Origin of the sequence: Enterococcus sp. 9E7_DIV0242 (assembly GCF_002140975.2) — a bacterium.
In the GTDB taxonomy this organism is placed as follows: Bacteria; Bacillota; Bacilli; order Lactobacillales; family Enterococcaceae; genus Enterococcus_L; species Enterococcus_L clewellii.
In genome coordinates, this window is sequence record NZ_CP147247.1 from 3,827,480 (window position 1) to 3,844,949 (window position 17,470).

Annotated in this window: 13 protein-coding genes; 12 read left to right on the forward strand and 1 reads right to left on the reverse strand. The window is 36.8% G+C overall.

The window, feature by feature from the left end:
• The first annotated feature begins 52 nt into the window (after window positions 1–52).
• The 5 genes from A5888_RS17925 (at window position 53) to A5888_RS17945 (ending at window position 7,319) form a co-directional block, all read left to right on the forward strand.
• On the forward strand, window positions 53–1,432 hold the full coding sequence (locus A5888_RS17925) for an ATP-binding cassette domain-containing protein (protein WP_086350997.1): 1,380 nt from the start codon (window positions 53–55) through the stop codon (window positions 1,430–1,432).
• A complete protein-coding gene (locus A5888_RS17930) occupies window positions 1,432–2,244 on the forward strand; it encodes an ABC transporter permease (RefSeq protein ID WP_086350998.1) in 813 nt (270 codons plus the stop codon). Before A5888_RS17925 ends, A5888_RS17930 begins: the two co-directional genes overlap by 1 nt.
• A gap of 81 nt (window positions 2,245–2,325) precedes the next feature.
• The gene (locus A5888_RS17935) at window positions 2,326–4,692 is read left to right on the forward strand and encodes a CDP-glycerol glycerophosphotransferase family protein (RefSeq protein ID WP_339101765.1); all 2,367 of its coding nucleotides are present in this window, start codon (window positions 2,326–2,328) and stop codon (window positions 4,690–4,692) included.
• A gap of 69 nt (window positions 4,693–4,761) precedes the next feature.
• Window positions 4,762–6,555 carry an adenylyltransferase/cytidyltransferase family protein gene (locus A5888_RS17940; RefSeq protein WP_339101766.1) on the forward strand — a complete coding sequence of 598 codons (1,794 nt, stop codon included), beginning with the start codon at window positions 4,762–4,764 and terminating at the stop codon, window positions 6,553–6,555.
• A gap of 158 nt (window positions 6,556–6,713) precedes the next feature.
• Complete coding sequence (locus tag A5888_RS17945) at window positions 6,714–7,319, forward strand: hypothetical protein (RefSeq protein WP_086350999.1); 606 nt, start codon at window positions 6,714–6,716, stop codon at window positions 7,317–7,319.
• Between the two features lie 121 nt (window positions 7,320–7,440).
• Here the strand turns inward: A5888_RS17945 and A5888_RS17950 are convergent, their stop codons facing one another.
• A complete protein-coding gene (locus A5888_RS17950; RefSeq protein ID WP_086351000.1) occupies window positions 7,441–8,736 on the reverse strand; it encodes an ISL3 family transposase in 1,296 nt (431 codons plus the stop codon).
• Between the two features lie 381 nt (window positions 8,737–9,117).
• Here A5888_RS17950 and A5888_RS17955 point away from each other — a divergent pair, with 381 nt between their 5' ends.
• The 7 genes from A5888_RS17955 to A5888_RS17985 all read left to right on the forward strand — a co-directional run bounded on the left by A5888_RS17955 (window position 9,118) and on the right by A5888_RS17985 (window position 17,268).
• Complete coding sequence (locus A5888_RS17955; protein WP_086351001.1) at window positions 9,118–10,308, forward strand: M20 metallopeptidase family protein; 1,191 nt, start codon at window positions 9,118–9,120, stop codon at window positions 10,306–10,308.
• 163 nt (window positions 10,309–10,471) lie between these two features.
• Window positions 10,472–11,182, forward strand: a complete 711-nt coding sequence (locus A5888_RS17960; RefSeq protein WP_086351002.1) for a DUF5058 family protein — start codon at window positions 10,472–10,474, stop codon at window positions 11,180–11,182.
• 14 nt (window positions 11,183–11,196) lie between these two features.
• A complete protein-coding gene (locus A5888_RS17965) occupies window positions 11,197–11,874 on the forward strand; it encodes a hypothetical protein (RefSeq protein ID WP_139843922.1) in 678 nt (225 codons plus the stop codon).
• 371 nt (window positions 11,875–12,245) lie between these two features.
• Entirely contained in the window at window positions 12,246–14,108 is a 1,863-nt protein-coding gene (locus tag A5888_RS17970) for a DUF6077 domain-containing protein (protein WP_086351005.1), read from the forward strand.
• A gap of 85 nt (window positions 14,109–14,193) precedes the next feature.
• On the forward strand, window positions 14,194–15,264 hold the full coding sequence (locus A5888_RS17975; RefSeq protein WP_086351006.1) for a bifunctional glycosyltransferase family 2/GtrA family protein: 1,071 nt from the start codon (window positions 14,194–14,196) through the stop codon (window positions 15,262–15,264).
• A gap of 241 nt (window positions 15,265–15,505) precedes the next feature.
• Window positions 15,506–16,174: a response regulator transcription factor gene (locus A5888_RS17980; protein ID WP_086351007.1), complete on the forward strand. Its 669-nt coding sequence runs from the start codon at window positions 15,506–15,508 to the stop codon at window positions 16,172–16,174.
• Window positions 16,165–17,268 (forward strand): sensor histidine kinase, encoded by a 1,104-nt coding sequence (locus A5888_RS17985; RefSeq protein ID WP_086351008.1) that lies wholly within the window; start codon window positions 16,165–16,167, stop codon window positions 17,266–17,268. Before A5888_RS17980 ends, A5888_RS17985 begins: the two co-directional genes overlap by 10 nt.
• Window positions 17,269–17,470: the final 202 nt, after the last annotated feature.

Consider the following 17,470-nt stretch of genomic DNA (forward strand, 5'->3'; position numbering starts at 1 on the left):
TAACTGGTTTTGTTTAATAAATACTATGAACGATTAACATGGAGGGTTTAATTTGGATAGTGAATTAAAAGTAAAAGCAACGTTGTTAACAAAGGAATATAGCTTGGCGACAACTCGAGTTGAAAAACTGAAAACACTTTTTAATATTTCTCAAAATAAGATACCTAATTTTTGGGCACTAAGAGGTGTAAGTTTAGAAATTTACTCAGGTGAGACAATAGGGATTATTGGATTGAACGGCTCGGGTAAATCGACGCTGTCAAATATTATCTCGAGTATAACGCCTCAAACATCCGGCCAGCTTGATATCAATGGTGAAGTATCGATCATATCTATTGGTGCTGGTCTAAATGGGAATTTGACAGGACGCGAAAATATACGTATGAAATGTCTGATGATGGGTGAAAAAAATAAGGAAATTGATAGTAAAATTGATGATATTATTGAATTTTCTGAGCTGGGTGTGTTTATAGATCAACCAGTAAAAACCTATTCGAGTGGGATGTCTTCTAAGCTAGGGTTTTCTATTGCAGTTCATCAAGATCCTGATATTTTAGTTATTGATGAGGCTTTATCTGTAGGAGATCAAACCTTTTATAATAAAGGCTTGAAGAAAATGCTCTCCTTTAAGGAACAGGGGAAAACAATTATTTTTGTTTCACATTCCATTAATCAAGTAAAACAAATTTGTGATCGTGTGGTATGGATGCACTATGGCCAGATGAGAGCATTTGGTAAAACAGAAGAGATAGTAAAAGATTACACTGCATTTATTAAAGAGTATAACAAGCTATCCGAAGAAGAAAAAGATGCCTACCAAAAAGTTGAAAAGGACCAGCAGAGAAGCTATTCTTTAGAGCAGCTCCAAGATGAAATTATCGAAGAAACACCTAAAGAGATGGCAAATAGAAAAATGGTTAAGGATATTGTAGAGTCAACAACTAAGAATAAGGTTGGAGATAAAATGCCAGTAGCTACAAAAGCCTTTACATTATTTTTATTATTCTCAATTATGTACTTTAGTCTAGCTTATGTAAAACAGGTTTCAGTTGGTTATGCTGCAACCAATCCTGTTGGGACTATTCGCCGGATTTTCAAGCGGACAACTCAACCAAATAAAATTATAAATACAAGTCCATCTTCCACTACCTCTGAAGCTTCATCAAGTACTCCTGTATCAAGCACTCAAGAGGTTAGTGATACAACAGCGAGTTCAACGGTTGGAAGCTCTGTTATTGAGGGCAGTGAACCAGTGGAAAATGCTGAAGTAACAGGTGATGGAACTTATACGGTGCAGGAAGGTGATTCACAGTGGGCGATTGCTGAGAAGAATGGACTGACTGTAGAGGCATTACAACAACTCAATCCTGAGCTTATTGAAGCAGATATTAATCCGGGACAAGTCTTAATAGTAAGAGAGGTTACTGAATAATGCATGAGGTACGGTTAATCATAAAGGAACAAATACAATATCTAGGCGTGGCTCAGCGAATTGCTAAATATAGTAATAAAGCGATGTATCAGAGTCATATACTTGGTAATTTATGGCAAATTTTAAATCCGCTCATTCAATTAGGCGTTTACTATTTTGCTTTTGGTATTGCTTTAGGCAGAGCGAATAGTGTTCAAGGTGGAGTCGCGTATATTGCGTGGCTAATGATTGGTTTGAGTACCTGGATTTTCCTGAGTACAGTAACGAAGCAAGCATCAAGCTCGGTTTATAATCAGATTGGCATAGTTTCCAGAATGAAGTTTCCTATCAGTATCTTACCAATGGTTCGGATTTTTTCTGATTTGCCAAGCTATTTTTCATTTACTGCACTTGCTGCACTGGTCTCGCTAGCGCTAGGAGAGAAAATCTCAATTTATTGGTTGCAGTTGCCGTATTACCTATTTGCTATGATTGCTTTTCTATATAGCTTTAGCTTGATTAATTCTACTATCTCGGCGTTGGTTCGCGATTATCAAATTTTCTTGAATTCAGTTATTCAGGTTTTAATGTATATGTCTGGGGTTATGTGGGACTTAGAAACTAGAAGTCTTCCAGTCTGGTTGTCAAAAATTTTACTGTTAAATCCATATGCGTATCTAATTAATGGTGTTCGAGATGCTATGTTTTATAAGAGATGGTTTTTTGAAGATAGAGCACAGATGCTTATATTTTGGATGATCACGTTATTGCTTTTAATTGTTGGATCACATCTGCACATTAAATTTAGAAGTAAGTTTGTTGATTACCTTTAATATAAGATGAATAAATGATTGAGACTAATTATTTCTAGATATATAAGTAACGATAATAGACAAAAATTGTGAGGAATTAATATGAAAAATGAGTCTTTAAAAGAACAATTTATAGGGAGAAACTGGTCATTTGGAATAGATGGAGAGGAGCCTTTAACAAAAGCTCTTGAGTTTCTGGAAGATGGTTCAGTCGTTGGGATAGAAGAGTCACCTATCTCAACGTGGGAGTTTCGCAAAAATGTTTTGTATTTATTAGATGCTGAGTCAACAACATTGCATCGTTTTACTATTAAAACGGATGAATTTGATAGGACGCCTATCTATAGTGACTCGTTGCTTTTTTCAAAAGAAAAGGAAAAAGTAATTCTTTACTTATCAGAGACTGATTTTTCTTATACATATGAATATGTTGTTAAATTAGAACTATACCTAAAGAATCTGAGATTTGCAAAAGATGCCCAAGAACAACTTGAAAATTTCAACTTTAACTTCAACAAATTTATTAAGGATACACTTGTTTGGTTGTCTAAAGCTTATTCTGAGGACAAGAAAACTGTTGATTTGAACGAAATATTACCTGAGTACAGACCTAGAATCAATCAGTTGATTTCAGAATTATTAATGGAAATTGATGATGATTTAATAGAAAAATTTGTACCCTATTGGTTGAGGCATCATTTTTGGGAAATTAAGCATGGGAAAGCCCATGTTAAGCCTGGTGAATTAGCTCCAAGATTCTGGTTTGGTTATTTTGTTAGCCCAACAGAGTATCTTTCTGGTAGTATATCAATTACTGAAACACATGAACATAATGGAGTTTTAACTATTAGAGGCTTTTATACTAAACCGTCTTATGAGGACATTGAACTTGTTTGTGTTAGTTCATCTGAAACACAAGTGGTTGAAAGCTTATATTCAGAATCTGTTAATAAGAAGTATTTTTTAGATGAAGAAATAATGCCTGCTATGACATTTAATGTCTCTGTTCCTTGCACATATAATGAAGATGATACCGAGAGTCTTCTATTCTATTTTAGATACCAAGGGAATTTATATCCAACTACGATAATGCATACGGCAACATCTCGCTTGTTTCACAAAAGAAAGTTATTTGTTGGAGATCAATTCATTTACTCAACAACTTCCAAATATGCTATTAACTACAAACCATTGAATGTGAAAAATATTACTACTGATGTGGTTAAGAATTCTAAGAATTTTATCATGATTAAATTTTTCGAAAACTTAATGCAAAATGCTTCTAGAAGAATTTGGGTTTTCATTGATACGCCTAAAACAATTGATGATAATGCTGAAGTGTTGTTCCGATATGCCTCTCAATTTGATGATGGTATCGAAAAATATTTAATAATCCCAGACGAAAGCTACAAAGAGTTATTTGATTTAGAGTTACATGAGTATTTGATTGTTTATGGAACTTGGGAACAGCAACTGCTATTTCTAATCGCAGAAAAACTTATCTCCAGTAACAGTCTTAATTTAAACTTGGTTTTTCCATCAATATTTAAAAAGTTTAGAAGGCTTACGTTAGATCAAAAAACAAATTATTTTGCTTTAAGTAATGCAGATTTTGTATTTTTAAGTCATGGTTATACTATAGGCGATAGTTCAACTTTCATTAATAAATATACCGCTGATATGCAGCTTGTATCAATTGCTTCAGATGTTGAATTGAAAAATATGGAAAATGGGAAGTATCAATACGAGAATATTAAGGTGACTGGCTTACCAAGATATGATCGATATCGTTTAGATGGACATAGTGAAAAAATAATTATTTTTATGCCAACATTTGATAAAAAATATGTTCATGCAGATAGGCGATACGACTCCAATTATATTGGTGGGAAGCATTGGTCAATGATTACGGAACTTCTTAATAATACAGAATTAATGTCTGTGTTGAAGGATAAAGGCTATACATTCCTGTTTAAACCACATCCATTTTTAGAGCCTCAAATGCGTGATTTTACGTTTAAAGATCCTGTGGTATTAGCAGATGAAACCTGGGATTACAAAAGGGTAGCCAATGAAGGTGCTATAGCTATTACTGACTATTCTACAGCTGTGTTTGACTTTGCTTATCTAAAAAAACCGATTCTCTATCTTCATAATTTGAAGAACATCAAATTCAAATATGAAGAAACATGGAATTATGAAGAACATGGATTTGGTGAAATTTGTAATTCCATCGATTCTTTAGTTCATGCAATCATTACTTTAATTGAAAATGATTGTCAAATGGAGGATAAATACAAATTACGTGTTGATGATTTCTTTACCATTCAAGATCGTAATAATAGTAAAAGGGTATATGAAGAAATGTTAAAATTACCTTTGCACAAAAGGAAATTGTTTGATAAATTTAATAAAAATATTATAGATCACGATATGCAAAAAACAATCAATCATGTTGAAAATTATTGATTATGTTATTTAGTTTTAGGTTATAACTCATGCACTATGAAAAAAATTGATTATTTGGAGGAAAGTTAATTGGAAAAAGTATTGAAATATCATCAGGACATGTTAGCCGCGATATATGGAGAGGGATATTCAGTTTGTGATTGGCTCGTTGAAAATAACATAACTGACGTAATCGTCTATTCTTCCCGTAATACTTACGAGCATTATTTACCAATTATAGTGAGTCTAATTACTGACGAGCGAATAAATTTCGGTGGATCTTATAGTCTAACACCTTTTGTTGATAGAGATCGTGTACATTTTATGTTTGGTGCCAAAAAGTTCGGTGATATTTACTCCGCTGATTTAAGTAAATACTCAGTAATTACTCTTACACCATATAATAATTCAAAAATAGATGGAATAATTGCTGATTCTGGAAGAAAGAAGATTACCGCCAATACTTTACTAAAAGGAACTTATGCTCGGTTTAGTCGTTGCTATAATGCAATTGTTACTTTACAGAAAAATCATCCAAATGCGCACTTTATTCAGTTACGTTTGCCAGCAGCAAAGAAGGATAATAAATATTACGATTATACACTTTCACAGCTTGAAAGATCTGTTATGAACTCAGAAATTCCTGAGCATTACACAAAATATGGCTTTGAACTCCCCGATGCTTGCGAAATGTTTAGGGTCCCTTCTTCCAGTTTCTCAAGTAATACAGGCGTTTTATTTGATGATAAATCCTCAAAATATGTTAATATCATAAATGGTCATCGGGTAACTCCAAATCAACCGGAAAAACAACCAACTAAAAAGATATGGTTTATTGGTGGTTGTAAATTTTATGGTGTTTGTTCGCCAGATGATATGACTATCGAAGCTTATTTACAAAAACAACTAAATGAAGCTAATGAGAATATAGCAGTAGAAAACTATGGATACTTTATGGCTAATCAATTCTTTAGATTTGAAAAAAACATCGAAAATCTTCCTATTGGTGAAAACGATATTGTTATTAGTCACTTCTTCAATCCATTTATAGATGGTCTAATTGATGATGGTGTACAAAGAAAATTTGATGAACTTTTAGAAGAGAAAGAGCTATTTTCTTATAATGATCATTTAACACCTGATGGAAATAAACTTTTGGCAAATATTATTTATCAACATTTAGCGGACAATAAATTTTATTCAAATCCAAAAACAGAGAGCAAGCTTCCGGAAAATATCGTTTCAAGAGGGAGCAAGTCAACTGTAACAAATCCAGATTTGGAGGAATACAAAGCTTCTTTGGCTGAAGTTAAACTAAAAATTGGCTCTATTGTAATGAACTGTAACCCATTTACATTAGGTCATCGCTATTTGATTGAGTACGCCTCTAAACAGGTGAGCCAACTTTATATCTTTGTTGTGGAAGAAGATAAATCCATTTTTCCGTTTAAAGATAGACTAGATCTAGTTAAGGCCGGCACAGCTGACTTAAAGAATGTAACAGTTATTCCGAGCGGTAAATTCATCATTTCTCAGTTGACTTTTGCTGACTACTTTAATAAAGCAGATATCCAAGATAAACAGATTGACCCAACACAAGATTTAGAACTGTTTGCGACTGAGATTGCCCCAACGTTAAATATCAATGTTCGTTTTGCTGGAGAAGAACCTTTGGATCTGGTTACTAAGCAATACAATGATGGCATGGCAAGAATATTACCTAAACATAATATTGAGTTTCATGAAATACCTCGTAAAGAAGAAAATGGTGGAGTCATATCTGCTTCTCGTGTTCGTAAGCATTTGGATACGAGAGATTGGTCTGAAATTGAACAATTGGTACCACAAACCACGCTGAGCTATTTGAAGGAAAAATTCAAATAGTTGGTGAGATAAATCAATAAGTCTGGAATTGAATAGAACACATTGAAGAATAGTTAATGCTTGTGTTACCAGATATTGTCTCAAAAAGAAACTTGTGTAGGTCAACAATACAAGTTTGTTGTTATGGTAGTTAAACAAATAGAAAGAGTTGGTAAAAAATGATAAGAAGTAAAAAACAAACAACCTCAATAGTTTTACTTATGCTATCACTATTATTCGTACTATCTTCCTGTAGTTTGTTTGCAGAGGAGAAGGATGAATATCTTGAAAGCCTAAAAAGTTTAGGGGGGAGTCTTTGGATTAGTACATCCAAATATAACAGCTCTTATGACAAAAAAACTCCCATGGACTTTACGTCTATTGTTTGGGAAGAAGCGGAAAAAAACCAGAGCTTGGCATTCATTAACAAATCTCAAGTATTTGTTGGAGTTTATGAAAATGAGGTATTGTCGTATGGTAGATATTTTTCTATTGACGATACTAATAAACCAATATTTCTATTTTCACATGAAAGTTTTGTAGCAACAGAAAATCATCTGAATACCAAAATCCCAGAAGCAGATAGACAAAGTTTTACTCAGACTGAGCTTGATGAGGCTGCAGGGGGAGATTCAGCAGAAAACTACTTTATCTCAAAGGAATTTAGCAGAGGCGTTGATTCTTGGAGTAGCAGCTTCTATTTATTAGATGACAACACACTCATTCGACAAAATATTTACGATTCTGATAGTAAAGTAGCATTGATAAAGTATACTAGACAATAGTTGTTAAACTCTAAAACTATGAAGCTCTTAAAAAAAGGGCTCATTGTCAAATTGGACTGATGAGTAGAAATAAGGAGGTTGGTTATTGAAAGAGAAAATCTTTTGATAACCAACTTCTTTGTTATGTCATTTTTATCAGATCGTTCATAAGAAAAATTCGTGTTTTCATATTTTGAAAGGATTTAAACCCATAAGAGACACGCTTTAGTGCTTTTATATGAGTATTCATTGCTTCTATTTTTCCATTCGAATAAGGATAAATCATGGCATTTCGGATTCCTTCTTCATAGGTTAATAAGTTGGTGATTGATTGACGAAATACTTCATCTAATTCTTCTGGAAGGGTCCGTAGTTGTTCAAAGAATTGTTCATGATCTTTCCTTCGGAAAGCCTCGGTTAATTCATGAAATACTTGATACGTAAAACGCAGTGCCGGAGAAAACTCAAGGAGTCGATCAATCATCATGGCTTCTGTCAGATAAGGAAACTTAGGGGCTCTAAAGCTGCGCCAAGTTTTGTAGGTCGAATGATTAACAGGGGCTCGATTTTTCAATAAAAAGCGCCAATTACTTTTTAATTTATTCGCTAAAGGATGTTTATTTTCCTGTCTCAATCGCGCAACCTCTTTGATACGAAAGGCATTAAAGGCCCGATTAAGGTGTTGAACAACATGAAATCGGTCAACGACCAACTTTGCTTGAGGGAATACACGGGGAATCAATTGAAAATAAGCGGCATTCATATCTGTGACTAGAAATTGTACCTTCTCCGGATTTGAACATTTTTGAAAGTAATGAACCAAATGGTTCAATTTTCTAGAAGGAAGAATATCAACCAGTTCACCTGTTTCTCCATCAGCACAAATAAAACTCATCTTATCTTCAATAGACGTATGAGAACGGAATTCATCAACCATTAAAACAGAAGGCAGATAGGTTCGTTTTCGTGTAGGAAGATAGGCTTCTGTTGTCTTAAGTACACGAATGACTGTCGTAATAGAGACATGGCACAGAGAGGCAATCAGGCGAAGAGATATCTTCTCTTTTAGTAGTGCAAGAATTTTAATCTGTAACTGTTTGGCAATAAAACAATATGGTGCAACGAAATAAGACTGAGCCGTCCAGTGGCGAGAACAGGAACGACAAAAGTAGCGTTGTTTCGCTAATTTCATGACTAGGGGTAAGCATTGATAGGAATCAAAACGAATCATTGTCGCTTTTGTTCCATTTTTAACCACTGCTTGTTTCCCTGTGAGGGGAACTTTTGAAGAAGAGCAGTAGGGACAATGAGCCATACAGGGAGAAAGCTTGGCGTGAACGATAAGTGTCTGCGTTCCTTTGATTTTTTGTTCTGAGACTTCTGAAATAGTTAGGTTTTTGTCTATGATTCGTAGCATTTTTTTGATAGTATTAGTCATAGCATATCGTCCCTTCCGATTAGATTTGGTTGTGGTGACTTAATCGTATCAGAGAACGATATGTTTTTTTAGATAAAAATGAACATGGGACTGAAAAAAGTATTTCTACTTTCATCAGTCCCATTTATTATAGAGCCAAAAAAAGAGCTTCATAGTTTTTTATGTCCACAATCTTTTAGATAAACTAATTGCAGTCATGTCTCATCTCCTGATGTGCGTCCCCTTTTCGTACCTATAATAGTGGCTCATCGTTGCGCTGAACACTATCTCAATAAGAATAGTAAAATCTCTTTTCCTATATTGAAATTTTTTTATGTAAGAAATATTGACATATGTTTTTTTTATATGCTACTCTAGAAAAAATGAGAAGGAGATTAAAATATGAAAAAGTTATATGATCAAGCAACAGAATTACAGGGTGAGTTAGTTGAAATGAGAAGAACACTGCACCAATCGCCGGAGATAGGCCTAAAGCTGCCTAAGACGGCCGCGTTTGTGAAAGAGAAACTGGAAGCTATCGGACTAAAACCAGAGCGTGTAGGAGAATCTGGGCTGTCTGTGACGATTGGCAAGGCGGGGAAATGCTTCTTGATTCGTGGGGATATGGATGCGTTACCAATTGTAGAAGAAGCAGATGTTCCATTTAAATCGGAAAACGAAAATATGCATGCGTGTGGGCATGATTTCCACACGACTATGCTTTATGGTGCAGCAAAATTATTGAAGGAACATGAAGATGAGCTAGAGGGAACAGTGAAATTGATGTTCCAGCCGGGTGAGGAAATCTTACAAGGAGCTAAAGTCATGGTTGAAGAAGGGATTCTGGAAAATCCTAAGGTAGATGCTGCAGCAATGATCCACGTTTTTCCGGGGCTGCCATTGAAAAGCGGCATGGTTTTAGTTCCGGAAGCTGGACCGTTTGCTTCTACCTCTGACTGGTTTGAAATAAAAATTCAGGGAAAAGGCGGGCATGCAGCGATGCCTGAACTGAGTGTCAATCCACTGACTGTCATGAGCCATATTCATTTGGCGTTGCATGCGTTGGAAGGCAGAGAGATTTCTATGTACGACAGCGCCGTAATATCAACAACGATCATGGAAGGCGGAGTAGTAGATAATGCGATTCCGGATACAGCATATATGAAAGGGTCAATTCGTACCTTTGATGAGAAGGTTCGAAAATTTATCTTCAAGAGGATTCCTGAAATTGCTGAAGGGATTGCCAAAAGTTTCGGAGCGACTGTGGAGGCAACGATTATTGAAGGCTGCCCGACTGTGGAAGTAGATGGTGCGGTTTCAGCAGATATCAGAGAAGCCTTGGAAAAAGAGTTTCCGGGAGATATCTCTTCGCCGGCAGTTGTTGGTATGAATAAGCTTGGGGGATCAGAAGATTTTTCTTATGTGACACAGGAAGTACCTTCAACGATGCTATTGTTAGCTTCAGGACACAGCGAAGAAGGGTATCCTTACTTCGTTCATCATCCCAAGGTAGTATTCGACGAAGCTGTATTGTCTAAAGGCGCCGCAGTTTACGCCATCTCTGCGATGGAGTGGCTGAAGAAAAACAAGTAAGACAAATTCGGTTGTTCGGTCGATTCGTACGCAGCTAGTCAGTGATGAGAACGACTGATCGTTTTTAAACGAGCGTTAGCAGAGGGTAACAGTTTTGATGTTTTAATGAGTACGCCCTTCTCAAAATGGGGAAGGGCTGCTAGAAATAGAAGGGAGCAAGTAAATGGAGTTTTTGAAAGTGGCAAATGGGGTGCCGATGTTAGTTATTTGTACATTAATTATTATACTCGTACTGTTTCAGCCAATTATTATGAGTGTCATGGCACGGAAACGCGCAACCGAAATCGGGTTGACGGATGAGGAAATCAAAAAAGCGATAAAAAGCACAGCAATTTTTTCTTTTATCCCTTCAATTCCAGCGATTGTCGGATATCTGGTGCTGATTCCGGCGCTAGGGAAATACATTCCGTGGATGCGATTAAGTGTGGTTGGTTCGGTTGCTTATGAAGGGATGGTTGCCGATCAGGCAGCAGCAGCTTTTGGTTATGATTTGACAAAAGGCGATTTTCCGATTGATGTCTTTTTAGCGATATTTTTTATCATGAACATTGGAATTATCGGAGGAAATCTATTCAACCTCTTTTTCTTGAAAAGCTATGATACAGGTGTGAAGAAAATCATGAGTCGGAATGCGGCATTGGTTCCGATCATTACAGGAGCAGTATTCGTTACCTTGTACGGGGTGTTTTCGGCAAGATACGTGACAAATATTGAGAATCCTGTTTCATTGATCACGTTTTTAGGTGCGGCTGCTGTAGCATTGGCAGTCAATGGAGCCGCCAAGTCACATCCGAAGCTGAAGGAGCATGCATTCTCCATTAGCTTGATTGCCGGTATGATCATTGCATGTATCGCAAGCCCGTTTTTTAGTTAAGGAGGATGGAAAAAGTGGATAATTTTACAAATAGGATTCATCGAGTTGGACGAGTGACTGTATTTTTCTGTCTGACAGCTTTTGTTTTATCAGCAGTTGTATTGTCTTGGATTTATGGAACCAAGTTGGATTTTCCCGTGATTTTCAAAAATGCGTGGCCAATCGTTTTGACTTTTACGATTGCCGGATTTAGTGAAAATTTGTCCTATGCTCCGATTATTGGACCGGGAGCGTTATATATTTCCTGTATTACCGGGAATCTATCCAACATCAAGGTTCCGGCAGCAATCAATGGCCAAAAGCTGTTGGATTTAGAACCGGGAAGTGAAAAATCAGATGTACTTTCAATTATCATTGTCTCGGTTTGTACAATTGTAACAACTGTTTTGATGTTCTTCGGAATGCTCTTTCTGGCTCCGTTGATTGAACCGATTTATAATAATCCTGTTATCAAACCAGCATTTGACAATTTGCTTCCTGCATTATTTGGAGCCTTGATCGCTCCTCAAATCATGAGCAATGTCAAAGTCAATTTACCAATATTTTTAGTACCTTCTGGATTATTTTTGCTGACTGACCCAGTATTTTTCCAAAACAATCAAGGCTTCATTCTACTTGGCTGTGCATTGATTGCGATTGCTTATAGCTATTTTATGATGCCAAAAACAAATAATGAACTAGAAAACGAATAGCATAATCGATTTTAGTATGGTAAATGGGGTGAGCAGTTTTGTGCCCCCTGTGTAGGTATGAAAGAAACATATTGTTTATAAGTCGGCTCTTGTTTGAGTCGACTTTTTTTGAACAGAAAAAGAAGAACAAATAAAATGGACTGTTATAAGAAGGCAATCTCCATTTAAAACGAATGGTATGCAAAAAAAGTATAGAATAAACTTACAAATAGTTGGGGTTTATTGTTAATATACAGTTTGACCTCTCTGTATCTCTTAATGTAAAATAAGTAAAGTATCTTATGGATGAAAGAGACTAAAAATACATGAATATAACGGTTTATCGGGTATATTACAATATAGGATTGGTGACTATAAACGGAGGTAGCTAATTGTCAGGTTTGAATGTTTTACTTATTGGGAAAACCTTGTTGTTCTACGTTATAATGACGGGGATTATGTATATGACTGGTTCCGGTGTCAGCAAGATTGCTGGAATCACTACGACAAAAATGGAGAGAGTCAGTATTGGGTTTGTTGCGCAGTTGGCACTTGTTCAATTTTTCGGTTGGTTTTTCATGGCCTTTAGATGGAGTATGGTAGTTTTTTCCGTTCTGGTTCTACTTATCTCGTTGTTTGGGCTTTTACTGGGATTTTATAAACAGGCGTATAAATCTGAAAAACAGGAGAGAAATTGGACAGATTTACTGCCAGTAGGGATGCTGCTGGTTCAGATTAGTTTGACATTTTTGATGTATCGATCAGACGCAGATGATTCATTTTATGTGAGCAATGTGACGCTGTTCCAACATAGTCCAGTGCTCAATCCTTATGATGCGAGCTTTGGAATCACTAGTCTAGGGACGGTTCCAATGTATGATTTTGGTATCTGGGAGGCCTATGCGGCTGTGCTTGGGAACTTCTTCCATATAGAAGGGGTCACATTGATGCACTTTGTTTTTGTTCCTTGGCTCCTCTTACTTTCGACATCAGCTTATCTTTTTTTAGGACGAACACTTTTTCAAGGCGATCGAACAAAAGGAAATTATTTTTATTTCTTGTTGTCTGTTTTTCATCTTATGGGAGGCAATGCAGTTTTTTCACAGGGCAGCTTCTTGTTATCGAGAATATGGCAGGGAAAAGCAGTCTATCTACATGTCGTTTTGCCTCTACTAATGGCTGCTTTATTAAGCTGTATTGTTGATAAGCAGGAAGAAGAGAAATGTTTGCTGGAGCGATATCTTTTTGTCCCTCTACTTGTATGTATCTTGGCTGGTGCGGCATTAAATCCGACCAGTTTGTATGTACTTGGCTTTCAGCTAGCGGCAATGTTGCTGGTGGTTGCGGTCTATAAAAGAAAAATACGTCTTTTATGGCATGCCCTTCCAGCTATTTTTACAGTTGGTTTGTTTACCCTGTTGATTTATTTTAGAGCCAGTCGTTTTGATGGTCAAATAGAAGCGGCTTCTGGTACAGGAGACGCGTTTGTTTTTCGTGTATTTGAAAATTTTTTTGGTAGTGGTATGTTATACTTTGTTTTGTATATTTTGGCTGTGCTGATCATTCTTGTGCTAGGGAATGCCCGAGCGAAAATCAGTTTTGTTTTTACACCATTGATTTTGTTCCTCAGTATCTGGAATCCGATAACCGGTAAAATCGTTGCTGAGACGTTGACCAAAGCTCCGTCCTATTGGCGTGTCTTTTGGTTATTGCCAGTCGGCTTGGCTATCAGCTATGCTGTTGTTTTAGTAGCATCGCGTGTAAAATATAACAGTGTCGGCCTTTTATTAGGCTGCATACTTATAGTTATTCCTGGAACTTGGATGTTTTCAAGTGAAAACAATTTTGTGAGAGCAGCCAATGTTGAACGGATTCCAGAAGAAGTCATAAAGTTCAGTTCTACATTTTTAGAAAAAAATGAGCGGCCGGTCATTTTGGCATCAGACGATTTATCCACAACCTTAAGACAAAAATACAATCAGGTCGAGCTTATTTTCTCAAGACACCAATATATATTGGATTTGTTTACGTATAGAGGGAAAGCGGAAGAAGGCGATGAGCGAACCCGACTGATGAGCTTTTCGAATGGGCATATTGAGGATGAAGCCTCTGTAGTTGAGACGCTTGCCAAATACCCGATTGATTTTGTTATTCTGAAAAAGGAATATGGGAACAGCTGTCAGCTGATGGAGCGTCTGGGTTGGAGGATTGCGGATCAAAGCAGTGACTATAACTTATATAGTTTGGAAAAATAGGCATCTCAATAATAAAAAAGTGATTTACAAAATGAATGGTTGTTCAAAAATAAACGATATTTGAGCTTCTAGAAAGGCGTATAGAATGATTTCAAAAGATTATGTTGGAATAATCATTCCATCTTTGGATCCAGATGACAAGTTTCTTCATTTATTGAAGGATTTGAAAAATTCGGATTTTAATCATATATTTGTGATTAATGATGGCAGTAACGATAGCTACAACGACTATTATCAAAAAGCGGTATCAGACTATGGCTGTGTGCTCTTGACCCACCAAGTAAACTGGGGAAAAGGGCGTGCGTTGAAAACAGCCTTTAACCATATCTTAACGGAGTATCCGGAAATCCAAAGTACAGTGACTGTAGATTCAGATGGGCAGCATCGAATTGAGGATATTGAAAAGTGTTACCAAACATCGATTGAAAATGAAGAGGCTTTGATTATGGGTTGTCGTGATTTTTCAAAAGAGACAAGTGATATCCCGTTTAGAAGTAGATTCGGAAACGTGATGACCTGTAAAGTTTTGAAGCTATTTTGCGGGATTACTTTATCAGATACACAAACCGGGCTTCGCGGAATATCAAGAAGCTTGATGAGAAAATTTCTAACAGTAGATGGTGAACGTTTTGAATATGAAATGAACATGATTTTAGAAACGAAAGAGCAAGGCATTGGAATTGTTGAAGTGCCGATCCAAACGATTTACATAGAAGAGAACGAGACGTCTCACTTCAATCCGTTGAAGGATTCGCTGAGGATTTATTCCTTATTTGCAAAATTCATCTTTTCTTCTGTCTGTTCATTCTTAATAGATATTGCATTGTTTGCTGTTTTTGTCAGGATATTGGCGGGTGTCAGTGACCATTATATTCTCTTTTCAGCTTATTTAGCGCGAGCCATTTCTTCTTTATTCAACTATCAAATGAATAAAACACAAGTATTTAAAGCGGATGATGGCAGTCGCTCACCATTGGTCAAGTATATTTTCCTATGTATCGTTCAGATTGTGGTGTCTTCTTTTGCGACAGAATGGCTGTTTCAGGCGCTGAAAATCGACGTAACTGGAATAAAAATTATTGTCGATGTCTTGCTGTTTTTCATTAGTTTTCAAATACAAAGAAACTGGGTATTTCGAAAAAAAGATAACGTATAATAGGTTTTGAATGATTCTGAAAAACGAAAAGGTCTAAGGCTGGTGTAAGGGCTCAAAAAGTTAGAACAAAAGAATCTAACTTTTGAAGGTCGCTTCATGCCACGTTAGGCCTTTTCTCTATCTTAGAGTTCTTCAATTGTAAAACTTTTGTGAACAAAAAGGTTCTTTTGTGTAAAAGCCTGCAAAAGGCTTATTTTTTTTGGTTAAATAGAGAAGAGAAAATAACTGGAGGTATTTAAACATGAGGGTCTTGATCGTTGAAGATAATCGTGAGTTAGCACTATCTGTCAAAAAAGGTCTGATGAAGGAGAACATTTCTGTCGATGTCGCCTTTACAGGGGCGCAAGGAGAAGAGAAGGCGTATATTACAGACTATGATGCAATTTTATTGGATCTAAATTTACCTGACAAGGATGGACTGTCTATACTGACTTTTTTAAGAGAATCAGGGATCGACACCCCCGTCATTATTGTTACAGCTCGCCATGAAATCGAGGAACGGGCGAAAGGTTTGGATTATGGAGCAGACGATTATTTAGTGAAGCCCTTTGAGCTAGTCGAGCTGATGGCGCGAATCAGAGCCGTGATTCGTCGTTTTTATGGGCGGACATCCCCAAACATTTCAGTGGGACAATTGCTGGTAAATACAATCAAACGAGAAGCAACGATTGCAGGGAATGTTGTTTCACTAAAGCCAAAGGAATTTGATATCCTTCTATATATCGCACAGAAAGCGCCGGCTGTCGTTTCAACAGAGGAAATTGTTGAGCACATTTACGATGAAAGTTTTGATCCGTTTTCTTCTGTTTTGCGTGTCCATATGGCCCGTTTAAAGAAGCAGCTAGCTTCTTCCGCGGGAAAAGAAGTTCTGAAAACAATTCGGGCAAAGGGGTACCAATTATGCGAATGAATATGAAAATCGGAATTGTTATCAGCGCTTTCTCTTTGTTGATTACTGCGGCGATCGTTGGCGGCTTCTACATGTTTCAGCAATCGCTTCGATCTGTTGAAGCAGGGTCTTTCTTAGGCTCCAGTGTGTATGTTATGAGTGATAAGGAAGAAGTAGCTGCGCTTGAAACGGCCCAAATCCGAGTGAATACCGAAGCAATTGTCAGCACCTCTGAGCTGGATGATTTTTACATTCAGTCATTTTCAAAGAACTTACCCTTTATCATTGTTATAGTCTGCAGTATTTTGATTGCTGCTACGTTGATTCTTTGGGTGATATTAAAGCGGATTCAGATGAAACAGACCATTTCGATTATTGAAGAGCTGAAGCGATTGGATAAAAAAGCTTCTTTACACAGTCTTGATAAAGGAATCCAAGAAGCATTGACTGCTTTACGTCAGAATTATGCAGTCAGTCTGGAGGATTACAAACGATTGAGTAGTTATATGACACATGAGCAAAAAAATACGATTGCTGTATTGAAGAGTAATTTGGAGCAACGAATCGGGACAGAAAATGATTTGCGGCTGTTAGATAGACTGACAGATAGTGTTGACGATATTCTGACATTAGCAGGAAACAATGAGGAAGAGGTTGAACAAGTAGACGTTTCCTTGATTTGTGCAGAGGTTTGCGACAGCTATCGCAAGATTTATCCCAAATTGACCTTTTCTTTTTCAGAAGATAAAAATCTGGAAATTTTGGCCAAAGAACGCTGGATTTATCGTGCAGTTTCCAATTTGCTGGATAATGCAGTGAAGTATGGTCAGGATCAGGAAATACATCTGGCTGTAACAGCACTGAAAAATAGTGTGATCATTACTGTCAGGGATCAAGGGGATGGACTTGATAGGGATACACAAGACCAAATCTTTGAGCATAAATATCGTGTGAATGGGTTAAAGCAGGATGGGTATGGTATTGGTCTGTCCGTCGTGAAGCATGTCTGTATGCTGTGTAAAGGGTCTGTCTATGTTGAAAGCCTGAAAGGACAGGGCTCAGCTTTTTATCTGAGTTTTCCGGCAATCAACGAACTTCAGATAACTTCTGTCTGAGTATCAATAGGATAGAAGAGGTTGCTCTAGTAGTTGCTTCTGTAACACTGTTTACCCAGTTTTAAAGGGCTGAGGCACACTAATGCCACAGCCCACTTTAGATAGAGCGTGGAATTTGTCGTCTGTTCCACGTTCATCTGTCAATTAACATTCAGTTAACAATCAATTTGCTAAAGTAAGGTCAGAAAGGAGCCCCCCTGAT

What these genes read in the sequence shown, in the direction of transcription:
- A5888_RS17930 (WP_086350998.1), top strand. Translation starts at nt 1,432, where the DNA reads ATGCATGAGGTACGGTTAATCATAAAGGAACAAATACAATATCTAGGC.
- A5888_RS17935 (WP_339101765.1), top strand. Translation starts at nt 2,326, where the DNA reads ATGAAAAATGAGTCTTTAAAAGAACAATTTATAGGGAGAAACTGGTCA.
- A5888_RS17945 (WP_086350999.1), top strand. Translation starts at nt 6,714, where the DNA reads ATGATAAGAAGTAAAAAACAAACAACCTCAATAGTTTTACTTATGCTA.
- A5888_RS17950 (WP_086351000.1), bottom strand. Translation starts at nt 8,736, where the DNA reads ATGACTAATACTATCAAAAAAATGCTACGAATCATAGACAAAAACCTA.
- A5888_RS17955 (WP_086351001.1), top strand. Translation starts at nt 9,118, where the DNA reads ATGAAAAAGTTATATGATCAAGCAACAGAATTACAGGGTGAGTTAGTT.
- A5888_RS17960 (WP_086351002.1), top strand. Translation starts at nt 10,472, where the DNA reads ATGGAGTTTTTGAAAGTGGCAAATGGGGTGCCGATGTTAGTTATTTGT.
- A5888_RS17975 (WP_086351006.1), top strand. Translation starts at nt 14,194, where the DNA reads ATGATTTCAAAAGATTATGTTGGAATAATCATTCCATCTTTGGATCCA.
- A5888_RS17980 (WP_086351007.1), top strand. Translation starts at nt 15,506, where the DNA reads ATGAGGGTCTTGATCGTTGAAGATAATCGTGAGTTAGCACTATCTGTC.
- A5888_RS17985 (WP_086351008.1), top strand. Translation starts at nt 16,165, where the DNA reads ATGCGAATGAATATGAAAATCGGAATTGTTATCAGCGCTTTCTCTTTG.